Annotated in this window: 13 protein-coding genes; 1 reads left to right on the forward strand and 12 read right to left on the reverse strand. The window is 46.7% G+C overall.

Annotated elements, in window-relative coordinates:
* Positions 1-176 precede the first annotated feature (176 nt).
* The 5 genes from MHB43_RS31880 to MHB43_RS31900 form a co-directional block, all read right to left on the reverse strand.
* Entirely contained in the window at positions 177-1,127 is a 951-nt protein-coding gene (locus MHB43_RS31880; RefSeq protein ID WP_405131061.1) for an SMI1/KNR4 family protein, read from the reverse strand.
* Between the two features lie 472 nt (positions 1,128-1,599).
* A complete protein-coding gene (locus MHB43_RS31885) occupies positions 1,600-2,409 on the reverse strand; it encodes a hypothetical protein (RefSeq protein WP_405131062.1) in 810 nt (269 codons plus the stop codon).
* A gap of 209 nt (positions 2,410-2,618) precedes the next feature.
* On the reverse strand, positions 2,619-4,727 hold the full coding sequence (locus MHB43_RS31890; protein WP_339180721.1) for a TerD family protein: 2,109 nt from the start codon (positions 4,725-4,727) through the stop codon (positions 2,619-2,621).
* A 329-nt stretch (positions 4,728-5,056) separates the two neighbouring features.
* Positions 5,057-8,836, reverse strand: coding sequence for an S-layer homology domain-containing protein (locus tag MHB43_RS31895; protein ID WP_339180723.1), 3,780 nt, complete (start codon positions 8,834-8,836; stop codon positions 5,057-5,059).
* A gap of 178 nt (positions 8,837-9,014) precedes the next feature.
* Entirely contained in the window at positions 9,015-10,151 is a 1,137-nt protein-coding gene (locus tag MHB43_RS31900; protein ID WP_339180726.1) for a response regulator, read from the reverse strand.
* A gap of 270 nt (positions 10,152-10,421) precedes the next feature.
* On the opposite strand from MHB43_RS31900, the gene MHB43_RS31905 reads away from it, so the two are divergent.
* The gene (locus MHB43_RS31905) at positions 10,422-13,418 is read left to right on the forward strand and encodes an ATP-binding protein (RefSeq protein WP_405131063.1); all 2,997 of its coding nucleotides are present in this window, start codon (positions 10,422-10,424) and stop codon (positions 13,416-13,418) included.
* Positions 13,419-13,677: 259 nt separating this feature from the next.
* Here MHB43_RS31905 and MHB43_RS31910 read toward each other — a convergent pair whose 3' ends face one another.
* From MHB43_RS31910 to MHB43_RS31940, 7 genes are all read right to left on the reverse strand, one after another.
* Positions 13,678-15,183: a malate:quinone oxidoreductase gene (locus tag MHB43_RS31910; protein WP_036611787.1), complete on the reverse strand. Its 1,506-nt coding sequence runs from the start codon at positions 15,181-15,183 to the stop codon at positions 13,678-13,680.
* 379 nt (positions 15,184-15,562) lie between these two features.
* Positions 15,563-16,534 (reverse strand): dipeptide/oligopeptide/nickel ABC transporter ATP-binding protein, encoded by a 972-nt coding sequence (locus tag MHB43_RS31915; protein ID WP_339180734.1) that lies wholly within the window; start codon positions 16,532-16,534, stop codon positions 15,563-15,565.
* A complete protein-coding gene (locus tag MHB43_RS31920) occupies positions 16,531-17,331 on the reverse strand; it encodes an ABC transporter ATP-binding protein (RefSeq protein ID WP_339180737.1) in 801 nt (266 codons plus the stop codon). Before MHB43_RS31920 ends, MHB43_RS31915 begins: the two co-directional genes overlap by 4 nt.
* Positions 17,328-18,182 carry a nickel transporter permease gene (gene nikC, locus MHB43_RS31925; RefSeq protein WP_339180740.1) on the reverse strand — a complete coding sequence of 285 codons (855 nt, stop codon included), beginning with the start codon at positions 18,180-18,182 and terminating at the stop codon, positions 17,328-17,330. Before nikC ends, MHB43_RS31920 begins: the two co-directional genes overlap by 4 nt.
* Complete coding sequence (gene nikB, locus MHB43_RS31930) at positions 18,179-19,126, reverse strand: nickel ABC transporter permease (protein ID WP_339180743.1); 948 nt, start codon at positions 19,124-19,126, stop codon at positions 18,179-18,181. The genes nikC and nikB overlap by 4 nt, the downstream gene beginning before the upstream one ends.
* Positions 19,126-20,676: a nickel ABC transporter substrate-binding protein gene (gene nikA, locus MHB43_RS31935; protein WP_339180747.1), complete on the reverse strand. Its 1,551-nt coding sequence runs from the start codon at positions 20,674-20,676 to the stop codon at positions 19,126-19,128. The genes nikB and nikA overlap by 1 nt, the downstream gene beginning before the upstream one ends.
* 811 nt (positions 20,677-21,487) lie before the next feature.
* Positions 21,488-21,988, reverse strand: coding sequence for a hypothetical protein (locus MHB43_RS31940; RefSeq protein WP_339180752.1), 501 nt, complete (start codon positions 21,986-21,988; stop codon positions 21,488-21,490).
* Between the last annotated feature and the right edge of the window lie 2 nt (positions 21,989-21,990).

Consider the following 21,990-nt stretch of genomic DNA (forward strand, 5'->3'; position numbering starts at 1 on the left):
GAATCCGATAGAACGAAAACAAGCCGCAAGGGAATGTCTGTTCCTCGCGGCTTGTTTTGCTTTTACCATTCTGTGCATTGTCTAGATAGCGATAGTGTAGAAGCACTTCAACACAACGGTATTATACATACTTTACTGCATTCCATATGTCTGAACGTGCTACCGTTCATAAGGTTCTAAACCCCCGGAGTCATTAACCCTTGGATAAACGTCTCAAAGTTCGGTGCCAGTGGAGTGATCTCTTTGGGATTGTCCCTTTTCACATAGACTACCTCGGGTTCTCCGTCATTGCCAAATGAACGATAATCCAGCATGACGACCCCTGTCTCCGAAGGAGATACCGCGATGACCACGCCAATTTCCGGGTAGCCTTCACGTTCAATCAAATTCCAGCTGCCTTGTACACCCGCTAGTGTGCGAGGCTTCTCACGGCCAATGCCCAGTATGCCTTCAATTTCAACATAATCCGTAGCTCCCGTATCTGTGTTCGCTACAGGGAAATAACGATTGTACGGAATACCGCCGTTATGTACCTTCATCATCTCAATGTACGAGGCTGGGAGTCGGAACACCAACTGCTCCTCGACAGAATCAATGAGACCGTCACTTGGCGGATTGGACACATAATGTTCCAGTGCCTGCTCACTATCGTTCCAGAATTCACCCGATTCCGACCTCGGAACGGTTTGAAGAGTCGCTACAACGTCAACGGGTACACGGAATTCCTCGACAGCCTCTGGGCCCGTTTCAACTTCAGGTTCAGACTCGGACGGCTCCTCCATTTTGCTTCGAATCCATTCCAGAAACTCCAGCGTATCTTCATCCTCAGGCTCCAATTCATCCGCTCTTTCGAACGCTTGCAGTGCATGCGCATATTGCTCCAGATAATAATAAGCCAGTCCAATCCGATAATGCCAGAGTGGGTCACCTGTTCCCTCTTTGGCAACCGTCAGGAATTGTTCGACCGCTTCTTCATACCGTTCCAGGTTATTCAGCGCTCGTCCCAAATGGTTAACCAGCTCATAATCTCTTTCTTCCACAGGAATTGCTTGAATTGCATCTACAATTTCTTGAAATTCATCTTCTTCATGCCACTCTTGCAATTGAACCAACAGATCGTCTCTCATTCCTTTGGCCTCCCCGTTCATTCACTCATGATTACGTACTGAAAATTATACCACTATCCGGATCACCATCTCCAGCAAGGTGAGAGATAGAACGAGAGTAAGTACAAGGTATACAAAGAGTAGCTGTGATCATTTTATATAACGCTTACAAAATTATGTATAACAAAGAGAATTCTGTCTTATTAAGGTACATGGGCTTTTTAGAATATCAATTCACTATGATATGTCTGAGAGAGAGAACTCTAGTCTGAGAAATTTCCCTTAATTTTCCCGAGAGCAAAAGTAAATAAAAAAAGAAATCTGCTTTTTAGAGCAGATTTCCCTCATTCTTGGTTACCCGTTTGGGCCAGTTCGATGTTTAACTGTTTTGGCAGTCTCATCTTCATATCAATATTATACGACATACATCTTAAAATGTAAACGTCCGCTTACACTTTTTCATTTTACTCATTGCTGCTTTCCTTCAATTCGTTTAATAAATCAAAGAATTCTTGGGCCTCGTGGCTAATTTGTTGTTTTTTAAATAAATCAATAAGATATCAATTTTCCCTAGATTTTTTCTGTATTTTTCTATAATTCGTTCTTGGGTTTGTATTTTAGTTTCACTTTGTATTAACTTATGTTCATTTTGATTAATACTATTTTGTAACTGTCGAATTTCTTGGTTAAGATCATATACTTTAGTCCTTAACTTTTTATTACTCTCAGCACGTCGCTGTACTTCTTGATGATACTCATGATTTATTCTTAAATTAAATTCTTCAATTTTCTTAAGAATCCGTTGACTCGTTTGACGACCGGTGGCATGTTTAATACGATTTTTATGTATCCAACGCATGTTGTACAACAACAGTCCCGTATCTCTGTCGAATCCATCGTTTGCACTAGTAGCATCAACCACCCCTTGCTGATGAATGCCAAACTTTTTAGAACTGCCAGGAACAACGAATACCATATCCAAAGTTTCATAAACTACAATAACTGGATGCGTATAACTAAATTCATAGCCATAGTTCATTGCTCCAAGATCCACCATCAAAATATCTCCGCGGGAATAGTTGGTTGTAAACCTTCTTCCATATGTATTCGACCAATGATCTATGTACTTAGTCCATTGCACCATATTATAAGCCTTAAATTTTGAGGTTATATCATGCATGTTCCAGAGCATAAGCTTGTAAGCATTTACTACGTCCGGAACTTGTTGGCCATCCGTTTGTTTCATTACTGGTAATCTTACAGCTCTATCAAGCTGCACTTCATTAATTTGAAAACAATCCAATTCACCATCCTGATATTTATTCTCATGTTTGTATAATAACTGAGAGTGAATTATTGAACAACATATTATATTATAAATATCCCACTTAAATAATTGATTATCACATATGAATAAAATCACTAAAATATATCTTTATCAGATTTGATTTGCTAAAAAAATAAAAGAGCAGCATCCGCTGCCCTTGCCTACACATTTGATATGAATCTATTTCAACCCAGATACTCCGCCATAATGTGCTCGATATCGTACGGCGTAACGCCTTGATCCACCGAATAGATTGTATCCGCCTGATCCATTGTATCCACCAGTTCTCCTCTAGCTTTGGCATGGAGCATGAACAAGTCATGCAGATCGGGTTTACGTAAATTCGTTAGTGCTTTACCCATCAGGACCATGCCTTTCTGATTGCCTTCCACATTATTGTAGTAATCCGGGTGGCTTGTCAGCGCCAGGTCTGTCCAGATGACGGTACGTTCGACCAGGTCCATAATGACAGGGATTGCAATCTGGGTATCTGCTGTAATATCGATTTTGTTCGCTACGGTAGACGGTTCGAAAATCTCGCCAGACCCCGGCTTCTTCCGCATCATCCACCCTACAAAACATTCCGGCAGATCACAATACGGATGACTGGTGAACGAAAGCAGGGTTGCCACCACATATCGTCCACCATAAGCCACGATGGATGGAATATGCAGATCAATGAACTCACTTGCTCCGTTAGGTGCGGTCACAATGTCTCCGCTATGGACAGCCTTATAGTTGGAGGAGCGCAGATTCGTATAGGAAATATGCTCCACATAGGTCCAGTCCTTATCGTACATCACCGCAGACAAGTCAATGTCCACACGCCCTGTAGACTTTCCATCCACGTCCCCCTCTTTCCACCAGTTGAAGAAACGAATCGTATCTCCCTCGGCCATCGGCACACGGCTTCCACGAACGATGGTACGTAGAGCCTTGCTTGCCGATCTCTGGGAAAAGGGTACCAGATAATTATGAAGCTGTAGATCGACATAGGTCTTTCCTAGCGTGGGAAGGGCAGCGAAGCGCTCTACCAGCGCCTGTTCGCATAATTGCACGACCTCCTGACACGTGGCTTCATCGATGTCTGGCAACTCATTCGGAACAGCAAAGGCTTTGGCTACATTGCCTTTTGGGAAGAAGACACGCAGATCTTGCGGTTCATTACGCTGTGTAAAATGCTGTCTCACTTGCAACAAGACCGGGGTAGATACCTGCTCCAAAACCTCACCAAATGCCAGCAGTACATACGCTTCATCTTCGGTCATCCGCAACAAGTGATCCAGTCTTCTCGCGAATTCACCTGGACGCTGTGATAACAGATCGATCAGACTCCAGACATTCCGATATTGGAAGGCAAGTTCCACACTTCCGTTGAAGGTCGAATACGGCTTATTATTACGCAAAATAGCAAAGGCTTCTTCACATCGTGGATACCGAAGTTTATATTCCGAAGGATGAAGGATTTCGCCGAGGCGAATCCAGCGATCCTTATATCGCAGCATATCTTCCGTGATGGAGCCACATTGCTCCAGCAATCCGAGCAAAAGGCGTCTCTCGCGGCGTTTGAATTTCCGGAAGGGAGAAGCCGTTGCGAGGCTGACATCACCATCGGACCAAGCAACAGCCAGACGCAGGACATCACTTGCCGTTTTGAAATATGGTCCGATTCGGTCGATGTTTGCCTTTTCATGCTTCAACAGCGAGGCAACCACAGAGCCCACATTTTCTTTGAACGGAATCTCAGCGGGTAATAGCGCATCCACGTCTTCCGGGTCTGCATGCTCCAATACCATATCGATATCCGCCTTGTCCGTTTCCGAGATGGAACCTTTTGCTTCAATGATCTGACGGATGAGCGTCTGGAATGCTTGCTGGTTTCCCAAACCAATGACTTTCAAGTCCGTCTTCTCCAGCAAAGGCATTCTTTCCACACATTGTTGATCCGTATATACCACAGTCAGGTTGGTCAGATAATGAATAATTGCATTAAGGTATAACTCCGCTTCATCCGCTTGCATCACCTGCATCGGGAATCCTGCATACATTGGTTGATACTTCACATGTGCACCGACCATGACTCTCAGATCAGCCACCAGTTGATGATATACTGTTTCAAACTGTTCCTTGGACAGCTGCCGCATCGCCTGCATTAGCTCATCCGAGAAGGTGTATCCGAGTGCTTCAATATTTTTGAGGGCAGTCGCCAGATGTGTCTTAGGCAACTGTTGCTTCCCTTCGTTTGATTCGATAATGAGTTTGTTTGCTCTGCGCAAATAGATGGTATTGTTCATGATAAAAGAGTCCAGGAAAGCCACATCCCTATATAACGTGAAAGGTTAGGGTTAGAAGGAAGGAATATGATAGCCTGGACGCCTCCTCTCTGAAATAAAATCTTCAGGAGAGCTGCGACCCTATGATCTCCAATGATTGTAGAAGGAAGGATCGCAATAGCCTGAAGGCCAGCGGTTCGAAGTTTGTCACCCGAACCTCTGGTGAACCCATCATCTCAGATTCCACGATCTGCCAACAGGGCGAAAGTATTACGACATGAATTTGATGAAATAAAAAAAGCCTTTGCCGACCCCCAATGTCAGCAAAGGCTTTTCATTTTAGATTGTGTTTATTGATCAATCAAGTTTGTTACTTTCAACATTCTTGCAATCAATGCTGTGACCTCTGCACGGGTCATCGTAGTCTTCGGACTCAGAACCTCTGGCCCATTACCTTGGATGATACCCGCTGCAATCAACTGGGCTACATCTTCTTTCGCCCAATTCGATACATCCGCTGCATCACTGTAACGTTCAAGTTCAGAGTTCATCTGATCCGGGCTGATTGCCGCTTCCGGTTCAATCAGACGGTAGGCACGAGCAACCATCGCAAATCCTTGCTCACGTGTGATCTCCTGATTACCGTAGAAGTTCCCATTATCGTAACCGCGAACGATACCGAATTCATTCGCAAGGGCTACCGCGGAGCGGAACCATGCGGAATCGTTAACGTCAGGGAATAGATTCTGTGGTGCATCCTGACGCATTAAGCCCAGTCCAAGTACAACAATCTCGGCAAACTCAGAACGAGTAACCTGACGGTTCGGTGAGAATGTGTTATCTCCGTTACCTTGCAGATCTAATCTCGCAGCGATGTTGTTCACATCGGTTTTGCCCCAATGGGCTCTGGCATCTTCAAAATCCTGCGGGTTCCAGATAACCGAGTAACTTCCGCTGCTACGCAAGTCATTAATGAGCGCGTAGTAACGACTATTGATCTTCGTGACAACCGTTGGTACATGGAAAATGCTACCGTCCGGGTTGATAATCACGCCTGTTGTAATCCGGTTCGGGTCGATACCTTCCGGAAGTGCAATATACTTCGGTGCATAACCGTTCAGCTGGCCGGATCGCACGGTCTGTCCATCTTTCGTAAACGTCAGATCCAGATCAACCGGTGTGACAAGTAGCTCGTATCCTTGGGATGCGGCTCTCGTCTCGGCACTATCGATGATAGGATCCGAGGATTGCTTAATATTGATATGGACATCAATATCATTCAATTCTGCATCACCAAGCTGTCTGGACACACCACTCACATCCATTTTGCTGCCAGGCACCGGATAGATTGCCAGCGGATTGCTAATGTTTAGTTTGGAACCTTGATCTACCAATTGTTTCAGTGTTTCCAGGGTTAAACCGTCCACCTTCATATGTCCATCATTTGGTGAGTGAATGGCGAACTGCTGGCCTGTGCCTTGTGACATGGCAACATTCAGCTTGGCTGGATTAACATGAACCAACGTTTCTTTGTTATTAGATGGTTTGGATGTAGCAAATGATTGATGGTTACCATCCCGAGTTGTTTCCAAATTATCCTTCACGGGTGCTGGCGCTGGTGTAGGTGCTGGTGTGCTTCCACCGTTACCTCCCGTATTTCCGCCCCCATTGTTGCCTCCATCATTGTTACCATTGTCATTTGATGCTCTGGTCACGTTAATTTTATACTCCGTAACATGGCCAAGTGAATCCGTTACTCTAACAACGATCTTATTTCCACCAACTTGGAGCGGTAGATTCTCACTTACAGTACCACTTGAAACCTCGTTCCATTCTCCATCTCCAACAGCTATTTCAATCTTAGCAAGTGGATCAAGCGCCGTTGGCGTCAGCTGGAATTGATATACGCTATTTGGCACAGAGATGGTGTACGTGTCTTTAGCCGGATCAAATGCCGGGGACAAGCTTCCCACGGAAGGGACCAGTGTCTGCAAGGTAGATGCATCCGTACCAATCACTTTGGTAAGTCCCGTTCTAGCGTTAGTCAGGTCTTGAAATGCCTTGTCTACCTGCGCTTGATTCGCTGTCAGATCATTCAACACACGCTCTGCTTCATTCATCGCATCTTTGAGTGCTACCCAGCTCTCTACCGTATATTCCGTTTCAGTTAGATTTTCACCCTTGATTCTATCATATTCGTTTTTTAGTGCTGTCGTGTCGACACCAGCACCAGGCTTTTTGGTAAGACCCTTCCGGGCATCCACCAAATCCTGATAAGCCTTTTCCACGAGCTCCGGTGTTGCATTCGCGTCGTCGAACACGGATTCAGCAACTCCTAACGCATCTTGCAGCGTTTGCCATGTTTCTGGTGTGTACTCCTCTTCGTCCAGTTCGCCTGCTTCGATCTTACCGTTAATCTCATCGACTTTAGCTTTCAACTTCGCTTTATCAATAGGAACAACATAACTTTTCGAATTGGACTCTTCTGAATCTGAATAGGCTGGATTGTCCGTCTTCGCTCTGACTGTCACCGTGTAGGTGCCAGCTTCCAGCGGCGGTTCCAACTGCGACAAGTTAAGTACTCTATCGGTTACCTCTACCGTCCGCTTCTTGCCGTCTTCCATTTCGATCTTTACTTCATATTTATCTGCATGCTCAACTGCATCCCATTTCAAGTCATCGTCGGTCAGTGTGACGTCTGGTACCGTCAAAGGAATGGCAGCAGTTGCAATAGTAAAATACGAGTTCGGAACAAAGTTTGAGGTATTAAGGGTTACTTCGCCGTTCTCAATTAAATGTATTGAGTCTGGAGCACCAAATTGATCATCCTCGCTGATTACAACATACTGAGGCAACTCCGGGGTATCCCCCGTTTCGTCCACTTGGAGTGTAATTTGTGTTTCAGCCCATTTTGATTTATGTACTCTGTAGATACGCTCCATCCCAAGCAGCTTTTTCTCATCTTTCGTAATCGGTGTTTTGAATTCAGTACTTGAACCATTGTCACCAAACGTAAAGAAAGAAGAATCATTTGAAAATTTATTTTTATTTGTAGAATTGGTATCCTTAACACTGTCGCCCAATGCAATCGTCAACGTAGATCCCTGTTCCTGCGCTTTGGCTTGTTTCTGCATTAAGCCGCTCTGATCATCTCGACCGATGCTTGTAATGCGATGGGTATAGACCTTATTTACACTTGAATCCCAGATCATATCCATGTTGGAATCAAAATATGAATTGGCTGTCGCCTGATCCAGCGTATAGCCGTATTTGATTGCCAGATATGTACTGACTTTTTGACGTTCTAGGTCCGTCAGAGCATGGTCAAATACGATAATTTCTTCAATTGTACCCTGCCAATAGCTTTTATTATTTGCAGTTGCCGGGATAAGCTTACCAACTACAGCTCCGTCAGAATTACCGGTATCCCACTCCTTATTAAACTCTTTTCCATATCCATTCAGATCCTGTACCTTTTTCATTTTGCTGTATAATCTAGCTATGTTGGATTCCGTGTTCCCACCTGTCCAAGTAACAAATAGCTCGTTTGGAGACGTCGTTTCCATAAAGCTGTCGGGAGAGTATAATGTCTGATTAGGGGAACTGTTAAATGTCGTCAAGCCGCCTATTGTGTCAACTTGCAGCATCCCCATACCCGTATAAGGCCCCGTATGACTCCCCCAGGAAGTGATATATCTGATTACTCCAGTTATATTAGTTTTACTAACAGTAATGATCGATCTGGGACTCTTCCCTTGAGGAAGCTTACTTACATCCAGATTCATAAAACTACTTGTGCCGTTATATTCCAATACCGGATTGAAATTAATATTATGACTCTTATCATCCCAATAAATTGGTTGGTTATCGACCTCATTTTGCGTTGCGTTATTTACTTTACTGCCTTGATCTTCCCAGATACTCACCTTTTCGCCGCTGGTAACTCCGTTTACCCGCTCTGGTCGTAGCCATAGTGAAGGGGATCCAACTCCGCCCGGACCAACAGGAGTCTGGTCAGTCGCCTCCGCTTGAGCTAAACTCATTGGCAACGTTCCAATCGCCAGAATAAAGGAAAGAACCAGCATGGACATTCTTTGCCATGGTTTCTTCCGGATTTCTGCTGTGTACATAGGTTCCTCCTACTTAATATGTTATTTTTGGACTGCTTACTGACTCAAAACATCATATCTACCCTCATCTTGCTTATTCTACACATAGCCTCTTACCAAACTCTTACCAAACTCCTCGATAACAAATACAACAAAAAAACAGCCCTGCAGATGAAGCTGCAAGGCTGTGTACTTTCAATTATATATTCGAATTTTTCCATTGTTGGTACCATAACTCGACTTCCAGGCCAGGACGTATGCCCGCCTCTTGTTCTAACGCAGTAACTAACTGATTATATTGAGCAATCACAGGATCTTTGTTGCCTAATCGATCATAGGTCTTCATTAACGCCAGTCCAACTTGCTCCAATGAAGGCTCGAATTGCTGTACCCGGTGATATAGCGTGATTGCTTCCGTATTCTGTCCCATTTCAATATAGTATTGTGCAAGTTGCATGGCGTGATTACGCCAGAGTGCATGCAAGCGCTGACGCTCCAGCTCAGCCCATATGTAATCGTCCTCACCATAATATTTGCCTTCATATTGATCTGAGGTCTGTCGATGTTCAGCTATTGTAGACGAAGATAATAGAGGCAATCGGTTAAGACGGCTCTCCCATTCTTCCGCGTCAATCCTGAATTCACCCGTTTCCAATAGATAACCAAACTGTTGATAGCGAATGGACATCTTATCCTCACCCATGAGTTCGTTCATCATGCTGCGTAAGCGATGGATCCCACTGTGCAGATTGGATATACCTCTCCGCTCATCCAACTCTGGCCACAACAGTTCAAGTAACGTATCCCGCTTAATCGGCTTGTTCCGATGGTGGAGCAGATAAGCGAATAACTCTCTAATCTTGGTTGTTCTGAATTTCATATGTTTTGGCGGCTCATTGGGGTGCACTTGGACTTGGAGCATCCCCAGACAACGGATCAACATGGATGGCCCTTCTGCTATATTCAGACTTGCTGACACCGTTCGGCGTTGATACATCTTCATCGTTTTTTCCAAACGGTCACGCGTTACAGGCTTCATAATATAATCCAGCACTTCAAGCCCATAGGCCGTGAGTGCATGTTCGTTATATGCGGTTGTGAAAATAACTTCTGTTCCAGGAGAAACCTCATGGATACGTTCGGTCGCCTCGATCCCGTTCATCCCCGGCATCTGAACGTCCATAAAGACGATTTCCGGCAGATGAATTTCGATCTGATCTATGGCTTCCTGTGCCGTCAGAAAAGAGCCGATAACTTCGCAATCCTCTCTCTCTTGCAACAGTTTGTTCAACCTGCTCAGAGCGAGATATTCATCATCTACCAAAATCACTCTCATATGCACAACTCCTCTGGCTCACTGATCACCCTTTAATCTATAATTTTACCATAAATCCTGACGTGGGACCGCTATCATTTAAATATAGAATCTATGTTCCGGTATTCAAAAAAATGTTCTTCTTTGGCGGAGGGCATGCAGGAATTTGAAGTAAACTGTCGAAAACTAAAGTCTGCCATGAAACTAATAACCTATAAAAAAATACCCCGATATGTAATGTTGTCAATTCTATTTCTGACTATTTTACTTGGCTTTCGCTGGATATGGTCCGTGTCTTTCACTATACCCGCACATCCTGAACCCGTTAAAGGCGTGTTGGACCTCCGAGGCTGGGACCTCGCCAACGCTTCACCCATATCCCTGGATGGAGAATGGGAATTTTACCCCCAGGCGTTAATCTCTAATCGTGACGCGAAAATAGCAGAAAACCCATCCACACGGATTCAAGTTCCCGGTGACTGGCGGAATGCATTACCACAATCCTCATCGTCATTCGGATATGGAACGTATCATCTTCGCATACTTTTAGATCCATCTGTGAAGGAAATCGCTCTCTGGGCTCAGAAAATCCAGACATCATCGATCATCGAGATGAACGGGACCATTGTGGCCGAATTCGGCCAACCTGCCACTCATGCCGAAGCCTATCGACCAGAAAGGACTGCATTTACGACTTCCTATGTGCTTAACGGTTCTACCGAACTCAATCTTTTGGTGCAGACCGCCAATTTTGACGATCCTTATAGCGGAGGGATCACGCGCTCTCTCTATTTTGGTTCTCCAGAAGCCATTGGAAGTGAACGAGGATTGTCTATCGATCTGCAAAAGATCACGTTCGCCATACTGGTTTTGCACAGTTTATATGCTTTTGTCATGTTTCTGTTTATCCGGAAGGAACGAGCTCTGCTGACGTTCTCAATGCTAACATTGGTAGCTGCCCTAACGGTCGCCTCCGACCATGACAATCTGTTATTGAGTTGGATGCCACTCAACTTCACTTGGATCGTTAAGGCCAAAGCGTTGTCCTATCCGTTGTTCGCATTCTTCCTTATACAGATGGCTAGAAGCTTCTCCCATAATCTACAAGGGCGTACACTGTTCCGTATCTATGCCAGCGTGCTTGGCGCTTACTGTTTATTTCTGCTAGTCGCACCAGTGACCCTGATCTACCATGTACTTGAGATTGGACTATCTGACATCCTTTATCTGTTTGCCATTGGCTGGTCTGTGTACCTGTTCTTCCGAATGGCAGCCGAGAAACGAAGTGACGCCAGCTTTTTGCTCTTTGCGGCAACTAGCAGCCTATCAAGCGTGTTATGGGGAATTGTGAACTCGCGTAGCGAGATCACCAACGTGTATTATCCGATAGATGTGATCGCGGCCATATTCGGCTTCTCCGCCTATTGGTTCAGGAAATACTTCCGCAATTCAAGTGAGATTGAGCAGTTGTACGAACAGCTCAAAGAGGAGGATCGGCAGAAGGATCAATTTCTTGTGAATACGGCTCATGAGCTGCGTACACCGCTGCATGGCATCATCAACATTGCTGAGAGTATTGCAGTCCGTGAACGGCGTAAATCAGGTGGGCAGCAGGCAGAAGACATGAAACTGTTAGTTACCATCGGTCGTCGCATGTCTCAACTCGTTGATGACCTCCTGGATGTCATTCGTTTGAAGGAAAAACGCATTACGCTTCAGAAGAAACCTTTATCTCTTGCATCTGTCATTCCAGGCGTGATCGGTATGTTCCGATTCATGGCAGAGGGAAGGCCTGTCCACATGAAGGTAGATATTCCTGAATCACTGCCTTTAATTCAAGCCGATGAGAGAAGACTCGTTCAGGTGCTCTACAACCTGTTGCATAATGCACTGAAATTTACCGATGAGGGTACGATTACCGTATCTGTCCGGGAAAATGGAGAAAGCATTGTAATTCAAGTCTCAGATACAGGTGTTGGTATAAGTGAGGAGATACAACAGCGAATATTCGAGGCGTATGAACAGGGGACCCCAGAGGCTCGTTTAAGCGGAGGAATCGGCCTCGGTCTTAATATCAGCAGGCAGCTCACCGAGCTCCATGGCGGTCAGCTCACCGTGCAATCTGTACCTGGACAAGGATCAACCTTCCAGATCTCGCTTCCACGGGAAGGTACCGCATCGCTATCGGACCAGACTGAGCAGCAATGGGACGCTCACAGCTTCGATGAAATTGCGATTGCAGAGCCGCAGCAGCAGACCATCTCTCAAGATAAGACTGCCGCAAGAATTCTTGCCGTCGATGATGATCCTGTAAACCTGCGAGTACTAGTCTCCATGCTTGCGAATGAACCATACCACATTCAACCAGCAGCTTCCGCACTTGAAGCACTAGAGTTGCTGGATAAGGAGCCTTGGGATTTACTGATTGCGGATGTCATGATGCCCCATATGTCCGGTTATGAATTGACCGAGAACGTACGCAAGCGTTATTCGGTATCGGAGCTTCCCATCCTGTTACTGACGGCCCGTAACGAACCAGCGGATGTATACGCCGGATTCATGGCCGGTGCTACGGACTATGTCACCAAGCCCGTGGATGCCGTTGAATTAAGGCATCGCATCGGGTCTCTGATCGTACTGAAACAATCCATTGATGAGCGACTGCGCATGGAAGCTGCTTACTTACAAGCACAGATTCAGCCACACTTCCTTTTTAATACGCTCAATTCAATCATGGTTCTTAGTGAGATGGACACGGAGCGAATGCAGAAGCTGGGTGACGCTTTTATCGAGTATCTTCAGACCAGCTTTCATTTCGTCAATTCGGAGAAAATGGTAGAGGTCACTCATGAGTTGGATCTTTCCCGCGCCTATCTCTACATTGAGAAAGAACGTTTCATGGACCGGCTAAATGTTATCTGGGATATTCCAGAGGATCTTGATCTGTCCCTGCCGCCACTCACCATTCAACCGCTCATTGAGAATGCTGTTCGACATGGTATTCTCAGCAAAGTGGAGGGTGGAACCGTGCATATCCGAATCATCAACCAAGCAGCGTCCACCTTGATTGAAATCGAGGATGATGGTGTGGGGATGCAGCCCGAGCAGATCGAGCGGGCCCTGGCTTGGCCCAAGAAAGGTCCCGGCGGAACCGGAGGCATTGGATTAACCAATACACATCGCCGGTTGACCCAGATGTACGGACAGGGCTTAAGCATCGTTAGCTCGCCGGGCCAAGGTACGAAAGTTTCCTTTGTCATCCCTTTGGACCGCAACACAGGAGTCTAAGCGATACGATCTTTCTATGACTCTACAGCCGCATGCTGTACGATCGGTATCCGTATGCTTTGTGTAAAAGGTCTACGGGGAACGCGATGATAGCGGACATGTTCAAGTTCAATTCCAAGCTCAAGTTCAGGTTCAGGTTCAGGTTCAGGTTCAGGTTCTGACATACCAAATAAACCAAAAGAGAGCTAGGCACGGGTTTCATCCCGGCTTAGCTCTCTTTTCTATGACTTCATTATGACCTAACACGATAAGCTAACGGTTATACGTGCATGACATGTTTTTCATCCGATAACCCCAACGCCTTGGCTGTTGAAGAATGAACCTCTTTGAGAAGATCCAAGTTCTCCACAAGTGAGATACCGTAGGAAGGAATCATTTCCTTAATCTTTGGCTCCCATGCCTCCATATGCTGCGGGAAGCAACGCTGAAGAATCTCAAGCATGACCTGAACCGCGGTGGATGCACCCGGTGATGCACCTAGCAGAGCCGCAATCGTTCCATCTGCAGACGTGACCACTTCCGTACCAAATTGGAGCGTACCCTTTCCGCCCTGGACGGTATCCTTGATCACCTGCACACGCTGCCCCGCCAGAACCATATCCCAATCCTCGCTCTTCGCACCCGGAACAAAGTCACGCAATTCAGCCATACGTTGTTCTTTGGATAACATCAGTTGCTGGATCAGATATTTGGTCAAAGAGATTTCTTTGACACCTGCTGCGAGCATCGTAAGCAGATTATGCATCTTAACCGACGTGATTAAGTCAGCATTGGAACCCGTCTTCAGGAACTTCGGCGAGAACCCGGCAAACGGCCCAAATAACAGCGACTTCTTATTGTCGATAAATCGAGTATCCAGATGCGGAACCGACATCGGCGGAGCGCCTACCGAAGCCTTGCCATATACTTTGGCGTGATGCTGTTCCACGACTTTTTGATTTTTGCACACCATAAAGATCCCACTGACCGGGAATCCACCGATATGTTTACCTTCCGGAATGCCCGTCTTCTGGAGCAAATGCAGACTCCCACCGCCCGCGCCGATAAAGACAAATTTCGCCTTATGGCGTTCGACTGCACCGCTCTTTAGGTTTTTCACGGATAATTCCCATTGTCCATCGCTGGTGCGTTTCATATTCTTCACGCTATGTTGGTAGTGGATGCCCACGTGTTGTTCCTTCAAATGTTTGATCAGCATACGCGTTAAAGCACCAAAGTTAACGTCCGTACCGGAGTCAATTTTGGTCGCTGCAACAGGTTCATTACTGGTACGATCTTTCATCATCAGCGGCATCCATTTCGCCAGCTCTTTCTTGTCATCCGAGAATTCCATGCCTGCGAACAACGGGTGATTCGACAAGGAGTCATACCGTCTTTTCAAAAACTGGACATTGCTCTCTCCATGTACATAACTCAAATGAGGAATCGGCATAATGAAGTCCCGTGGATTACGAATCAGACGGCTATTGACGAGATAGGACCAAAATTGCTTTGAGATCTGAAATTGTTCATTCACTTTAATCGCTTTGCTAATATCTACGGTTCCGTCTGGTCGTTCAACGGTATAGTTAAGTTCGCACAATGCAGCATGCCCGGTTCCGGCATTATTCCATTCGTTGGAGCTTTCCTCTCCTGCAGTGGCTAGCTTTTCGAAAACCTTAATATTCCAGTCTGGTGCCAATTCTTTTAGCAAAGTTCCCAAAGTTGCACTCATAATTCCGGCACCAATCAAGATAACATCTGTACTCGTTTGTCCCTGGCTCATGTCTACCGTCCTTATATCCTATATTTGCCAAAAGGATGTAAGCGTTATCGATTTGGCATTTGCAGCAAGCCCATTCTTGAACGGGATCGCACCTTCTCTGAATGATTATAACCTTGATCTAGTGTATCAATAATATAGAGCAATTTAAATATGCAATTTCAAGATATTTGCTATTCCATCAGTATACGCTAGTTTACATCGGAACGTTAGCCCGGTTATAGGCCTGAAAGATATATTTGTTCAAAACAAAGAAAGGAACCCGGTTTTAGGGGGACTTTGGGTGATCAAATGAATGCACTAAAAGCCGCTCTCGAATCTCTTCGTAAGGCGGCTTCATATATAAATTAACGATTACCACCCCCGGCGTCTCCGGGAGTACTCAGAAGATCGAAATTAACTCTTTCGTATACGGATGGCGTTCTTCAGCGAACAACGCTTCTGCACCGAAGCGGTCAACGATCTGACCTTCCCGCATAACAATGATACGCTGGCTCATGCGATGTACAGCAGCCAGATCATGCGAGATAAACACGTATGAAAGACCAAGCGATGTGCGGAGATCCGTAAGCAATTGCAGAACTGCACCTTGCGAGATCACGTCCAGGCTGGCTGTCGGTTCATCCAGAACGACAACGTCCGGTTCAATGCCAATAGCACGTGCAATCGTCACGCGCTGACGCTGTCCACCACTTAGCTCATGGGGGTATCGTCCAGCCAAATCGCTAGGAAGCTCGACCGCTTCAAGCAGCTTTTGGACGTATGCCTCCTTCGATGTGTAGGTAAAGTGGGACAGCTCCGCGTTCCGTCCAAGTTGTTCGTACGGATCAATCAGCGAATCAGCAATCTTTAGCTTCGGGTTTAGTGCTGCCATTGGATTCTGGAAAACAATCTGAATCTTCCGGCGATGTGGCCGCAACCGTCGGCCGCTCAGCCGCGCAATATCCTGTCCACCCAGTGTAATCATCGAGCCTGCATCTGCATCTTCGATCCTCAACAGACAGCGTGCGAGTGTACTCTTGCCACAGCCGCTCTCCCCAACAAGGCCAAGGCATTCGCCATGGTTCAGAGTGAAGGAAATATCATTCACAGCCGGTCGGTCTGCACCTGAATACGTTCGGCTGAGATGTTCCACGTGAAGCACAGGATTGCCAGGGATGCTGGGTGATGAAACGTTGCCTGTACCCGTGGTATTTATATCAGCATCTGTGTCTGCATGATCTGTATCTGTAATATCTATGACTGTACTGTCTGTGTCTGTATGGTTTAAGTCTCTAGCAAAATCATGGCTTCGCACACCGGATTCTTCAGACTGCACGAGTCCACGGCGTTTTTCATTTTCGTTCATCTTCATTCCGTTCCCGCCTCCTTCAATCCCGACTTCAGCGAACGACTCAGAACGGGAGCCGCATCAATCAGCTGGCGCGTATATTCATGCTGGGGATGGTCAAGAATGCGATGCTTCCCCCCAGATTCGACGATCTGCCCTTCCTTCATCACAGCCAAACGGTTGGCATAGCGACGTACATGGCGCCAATCATGTGTGATAAACAGAATGGCACAGCCCGTCTCCGCTTGTTTGCGTGCCAGCAGCTCCAACACGCGATGCCCGGACACACTGTCCAGTGCCGTTGTTGCTTCGTCAGCAATCAGCAGACGTGGAGACAACATCAGTGACGTGGCAATTGAAGCCCGCTGAAGCTGTCCACCGCTCAACTGGAACGGATAGCGACGCAGCAATTCAGCGCTAAGGCCAACCGATTCCAGCGCTTCCTCCGCTCGTTTCTTGCGGATAGCAGAAGACTTTTCTCCATGTACCTTCTGGTATTCATCAAAGTGTCCGCCAATGCTACGAAATGGCGTAAACGCTCCCTGATAGTCTTGAAAAATATATGAGATGCGGCTTCCTCGCAGGGCGCGCATATCCTTCGGCTTCCGTTCGAGCAGGTTGCTACCTTCGAACATGACTCGCCCCGACGCATGCAGGTTGGGCGGCAGCAGACGACCAATCGCTTGCGAGAGCAAGCTTTTGCCGCTACCGCTCTGTCCAACGAGTGCCATGAACTCACCTTCGCGAACAGCCAGAGAGACTTGATCTACAATAGTGCGATCTCGACTGGAGATGCTCAGTTCCTCAATGGAGAGAATCATGGCTGCACCTCCTTCTTCACGTCAAACCGGTCTCGCAGATAGTCACCCAGCATGTTGGCAAGCAGGACTACCGAGACAATGGCAAGGCCCGGATAGATCATCAGCTCTGGCCGAGACTGGAAGTAAGGCCGTGAGTCGTTCAGCATCGCACCCCATTCAGGTGTTGGCGGCTGTGCGCCAAGGCCAATGTAGGACAACGAAGAGATGAGCAGGATGATTTTGCCCAGATCGAGACTGGCCAGTACGAGCACATGGCCTGCGATATGTGGAAGCAGATGCTTTCTCATGATACGACCGTCCGATAGTCCGTTGGTCCGGGCGATGCGAATGTAATCCTTTTGTGACTCCGATAAAACTGTACTCCGAACGAGACGGGCGTAGCTGACCCACTTTACGATTACGATCGCTAATACCAAATTACCGATTCCCGCGCCAAGCAGGCCACTGAGCACAATCGCCACGATGGTATCAGGGAAAGCGAGAAAAGCATCAGCGATGCGCATGAACAGCTTATCGACCCAGCCACGTTTGTAACCCGCAATCAAGCCAAACGGAATGCCAATCAGCAATGCAGCACCGAGTGCCAGCAGGCTATAACCCAGTGTTTGGCCGCCACCCAGCAGCAGACGTGTCAGTACATCGCGGCCCAGATGATCGGTGCCGAACGGATGGAGAGCACTTGCGCCCTGCAATCGTCCGCGCAGATCGGTTAAGGTATGATCATGTTTTAGAACGAAAAAGGCATATACGGAGGCCGCGATGACTAGAAGTGCAAATAGCAAACCAACGATCGCCTGCCAGCTATGTTTTTTAGATTTTGTCTTTGAAATAGGCAGGGGCATGGTTTTCATCGGTGGGCCTCCTTTTCCTTGAGTTTCATTTCAGGATTCAAATAACGATAAGATAGATCAACCGCCGTATTCACCAGGAATACCACGATCGCCATGATCAGGATGTAACCCTGGATCAGTGGATAATCACGCTGGCGGATCGCGTCCACGACGAGCTTGCCGATGCCCGGATAGGCGAACAACACTTCAATCACGACGACTCCGCCAATCAGGCTGCCGAGGCTGACGCCGAATACCGTAATGACAGGCGGCAGACTGTGCCGAAACGCGTGGAGCATGAAAATCCGGCCTTCAGATAACCCTCTTGCCCGGGCGGATCGAACGAACTCCTGACTTAATGAATCTAGCAGGCTGGAACGCAAAAGACGCACATAGACGCTGGAGATGGCAAGTCCCAGCGTCAGAGATGGCAGAATAAGCGATGTGAATCCATCCCGGCCCATCGTCGGCAGATTGCCGAAGCGTACGCCGAACATGTCGATCAGGATTAGACCCAGCCAGAAGCTCGGCACCGCCGCACCCACAATGGAGAGCATTCGGCTGCCCCGGTCAATCCAACTGCCACGATGGAGCGCTGACAGCGAGCCGAGCGGGATCGCTATGACGAGCATGACCAGCAGTGCGCCTATCGTCAGCTCAGCCGTAGCTGGCAGCGCACGCATCAAGGTCTGCATAACGGGCTGGCCTGTCGAATACGATACACCGAAGTCGAGTCGAACGAAATCGAGCAACCAGTTGCCGAACTGGACAGGAAGCGAATCATTGAAACCCATCTCCTCGCGTACAGCTTCGACCTGCTCCTGACTAACGGAAAGTTCGTCTACGTTCAGGATCGTCAGTACCGGATCACCGGGAGCCAGACGAATGAACAGGAAACTTACAAACATAATGAACAACAGAAAGATAAATACCTCAAGGGACTTCCGAAGCAAAATGCGAAACATTACATCACATCCAGCTTATTGGTAATCATGTAATATTCACTGCGGGTGGTAACCCAGTTCTTAATCTTCTTACCGTTATAGGCAACGATCGTACCAGGATGCAGCACGAATGAATTCAGCACGTTGTCATGCACGTAGTTGGCTGCCTTCTCAGCAAGCTCTGCGCGCTTTTCCGGTGCAACTGTGAGATTCAGTTCGTCGATGATCTTGGTCAGTTCTGGATCTTCCGATCCACTGAAGTTAAGAGCACCTTTCGGATGGTACGTCGCATTCAGATAATATCCAGCATCCCCACGAGGAGCTGTCAAATTACTGTAGGTCGCAATATCCCAGTCACGGTTAGATGCCATATAATCTTCTGGCGTGTCAATCTGGCGAATCTGCACGTCGATACCGATCTTCTTCGCATCAGATTGGAACACTTGAGCAATCAATGGCAGATCGGCACGAGCCGAATAGGTAAGCAGCGTCAGTTGCAGCGGCTTGCCATCTTTCGTCATCACGCCATTTTGCAGCTCGTATCCAGCTTCCTTAAGATAGTTCACTGCGGCTTCAGGCCCGGATTGCTTAGCAGTCTCTGCATAAGTTGGCGCGAACGGCAGCGATGGCAGGAATGGTCCGATGGCCGCTTCGCCGTAGCCGAGCAGGATCGTGTCCACGATGCCCTGACGGTCAATCAGCGCGTCCAACGCTCGACGAACATTGAGGTCCTTCATACTCTCCCGCTGCATGTTCATCGTTAGCTGATGCACGCGGAACGTAGACGTGGACTCAACCGTCATGCCGTCCATCGCTTTGAGCGATTCGAGGCTCTCGACCTCTGGACGGTATACGATATCAACCTGTCCAGATTTGAGCGCTAGCGTGCGGGCATTGGCATCTTCATTGAATGAAAACGTGATGGAATCCAGTGGAGATGCTCCGTCCCAATATTCATCATAACGATCCAGATCCAGCTTGCTGCCTGGTGTAAAAGAAGTTAGTTTGAACGGGCCCGTACCAATGGGCTTGTTCACAACGTCCGGCTCACTCACGTCGATAATCGCCGTGTTCGGATTCACCAGCTCTGAAGCGAACTCCGGGAACGGCTGAGTTGTGGTAATCTCCAGCTTATCACCCTCGGCTTCAATCGTATCGATCTTCAGCGCGTTCTGGATGGCTACATTCTCTTCCAGTGCCCGCTCAAGGGATGCCTTAACGGATTCGCCCGTCATTGGTTTGCCATTCTGGAAGGTCACATCATCTCGCAGGTCGATCGTCCAATGCTGACCGTCTTCGCTCTCCCAGCTCTCGGCGAGCCATGGAGCAACCGTTAGATTCTCTTCATCGAGACGAACCAGCGTTTCCGTAATGCCCGCGCGCAGCGGCACATAGCTAGAATCCACATGTGGATCTAGCGAACTGGTGGAGAAGTTATATAGGAAGTGAACATTTTTATTATCGGTGGATGGTTGCGCAGCGGGACTGGACTCAGATGATCCGCAGGCGCTCAACAGTCCAGCGCTTAAGGCCAAGGAGACCAGCGCTAGCAGTGGCGTCTTTTTATTCAAGGTAATGCCCCTCTCTCTTAATCGTAATCATTATGATCTAAACAATGAGTATTATCATATCGTAATGATTACGTTTTGACAAGAGTTATATTGGTGTTAGAACGAGAAAGAATCCGACTCTCGGATGAGAGCGGATTCTTCATGTTTTTTGTTACATATGAGGGCTTTATTAGTGGGCATTTCCTTTACGATCCTGGATTGTTTACATGTAGAACCATGCAAGATTACTCGAAGAGTTACAACCCTGTATCGTCGTCTTCTAGCAAATGTGACCAGTAACCTTCGACATTCTTCATTGCTATCGGATCAATCTTCTCAAAATAACCACGAAGTGCTCTAGCATACTCATCTGAGGTATATGTACCTTCCAGTCTCATTTTAGTTGCCAGTTCACTTCTAATTAGATGAAACAAAAAGAAGGTTCCCAAATTCTTATTGAGCATATATATGTTGGACTTATCCAATGATGATGTTGTGAAAAACATATCGCTCCCTTGTTTTAGATAGAGACCATACGAGTCTCGCATATACCATAACTTGCAAAGTGACCAATCTGAATATATTCCTCTCCCTCAATAACTTTTACTTGGAAAGCTTCAGATTCATAAAAGGAAAAATCATCATATTGTTCTGGAACTCCTATGTCGATTAAAAAATGAGCATTCTCTTCACTTATGCCCCAATCTTTAGTATAGTGTAGTCATAATTAATTATTTCCGATTCATAGTAGTCCTTTATCTCTACGATATCAAAATCCATGCTCTCACTCCTCTAACTTTTAAAATGCTTGAGATAGAACCATACGACTGATTTAAGAAATCACTGGTGCGCCCAGTAGTCCCTCATCACTTATATCAATTGGTGCCTGCTTAGACATGTATTCGGCATGCGCTAGAGGAAAAGCATAGCCACCTGTAATAATCTCACCATGCTGTCTTCTAATGGTTCCTCCTCTTTCGATTAAAAGAATCAAAGGTTCATACAAATCATGAAACTCCGACGCAATTTCATTTCCGGAATCAAATAATAACAACCATTCCAAATATGCTTCACACGTTCCTTTTAGGAAATTATTTTTTAGTCCCTTTAATTGAGGACATTTTTCAGTTATATCCAGATCAACGTCATATCCAAACGCACGAGAAGCGTTGAAGAAAGGATACGATGTTTTCAAACGGTATGTAGTGGTCAATATTGCTGCTCTTCTAATATACTCCTGTAATAATGCCATGTTTGAGGGCTCATCTGTTCTACCGGAAGTACCCCAATTGATGCTATTTATTCTTTCTATACCTCTACATAATTGATTCATTA

This window comes from Paenibacillus sp. FSL H8-0317 (assembly GCF_045040685.1).
Taxonomy (GTDB): domain Bacteria; phylum Bacillota; class Bacilli; order Paenibacillales; family Paenibacillaceae; genus Paenibacillus.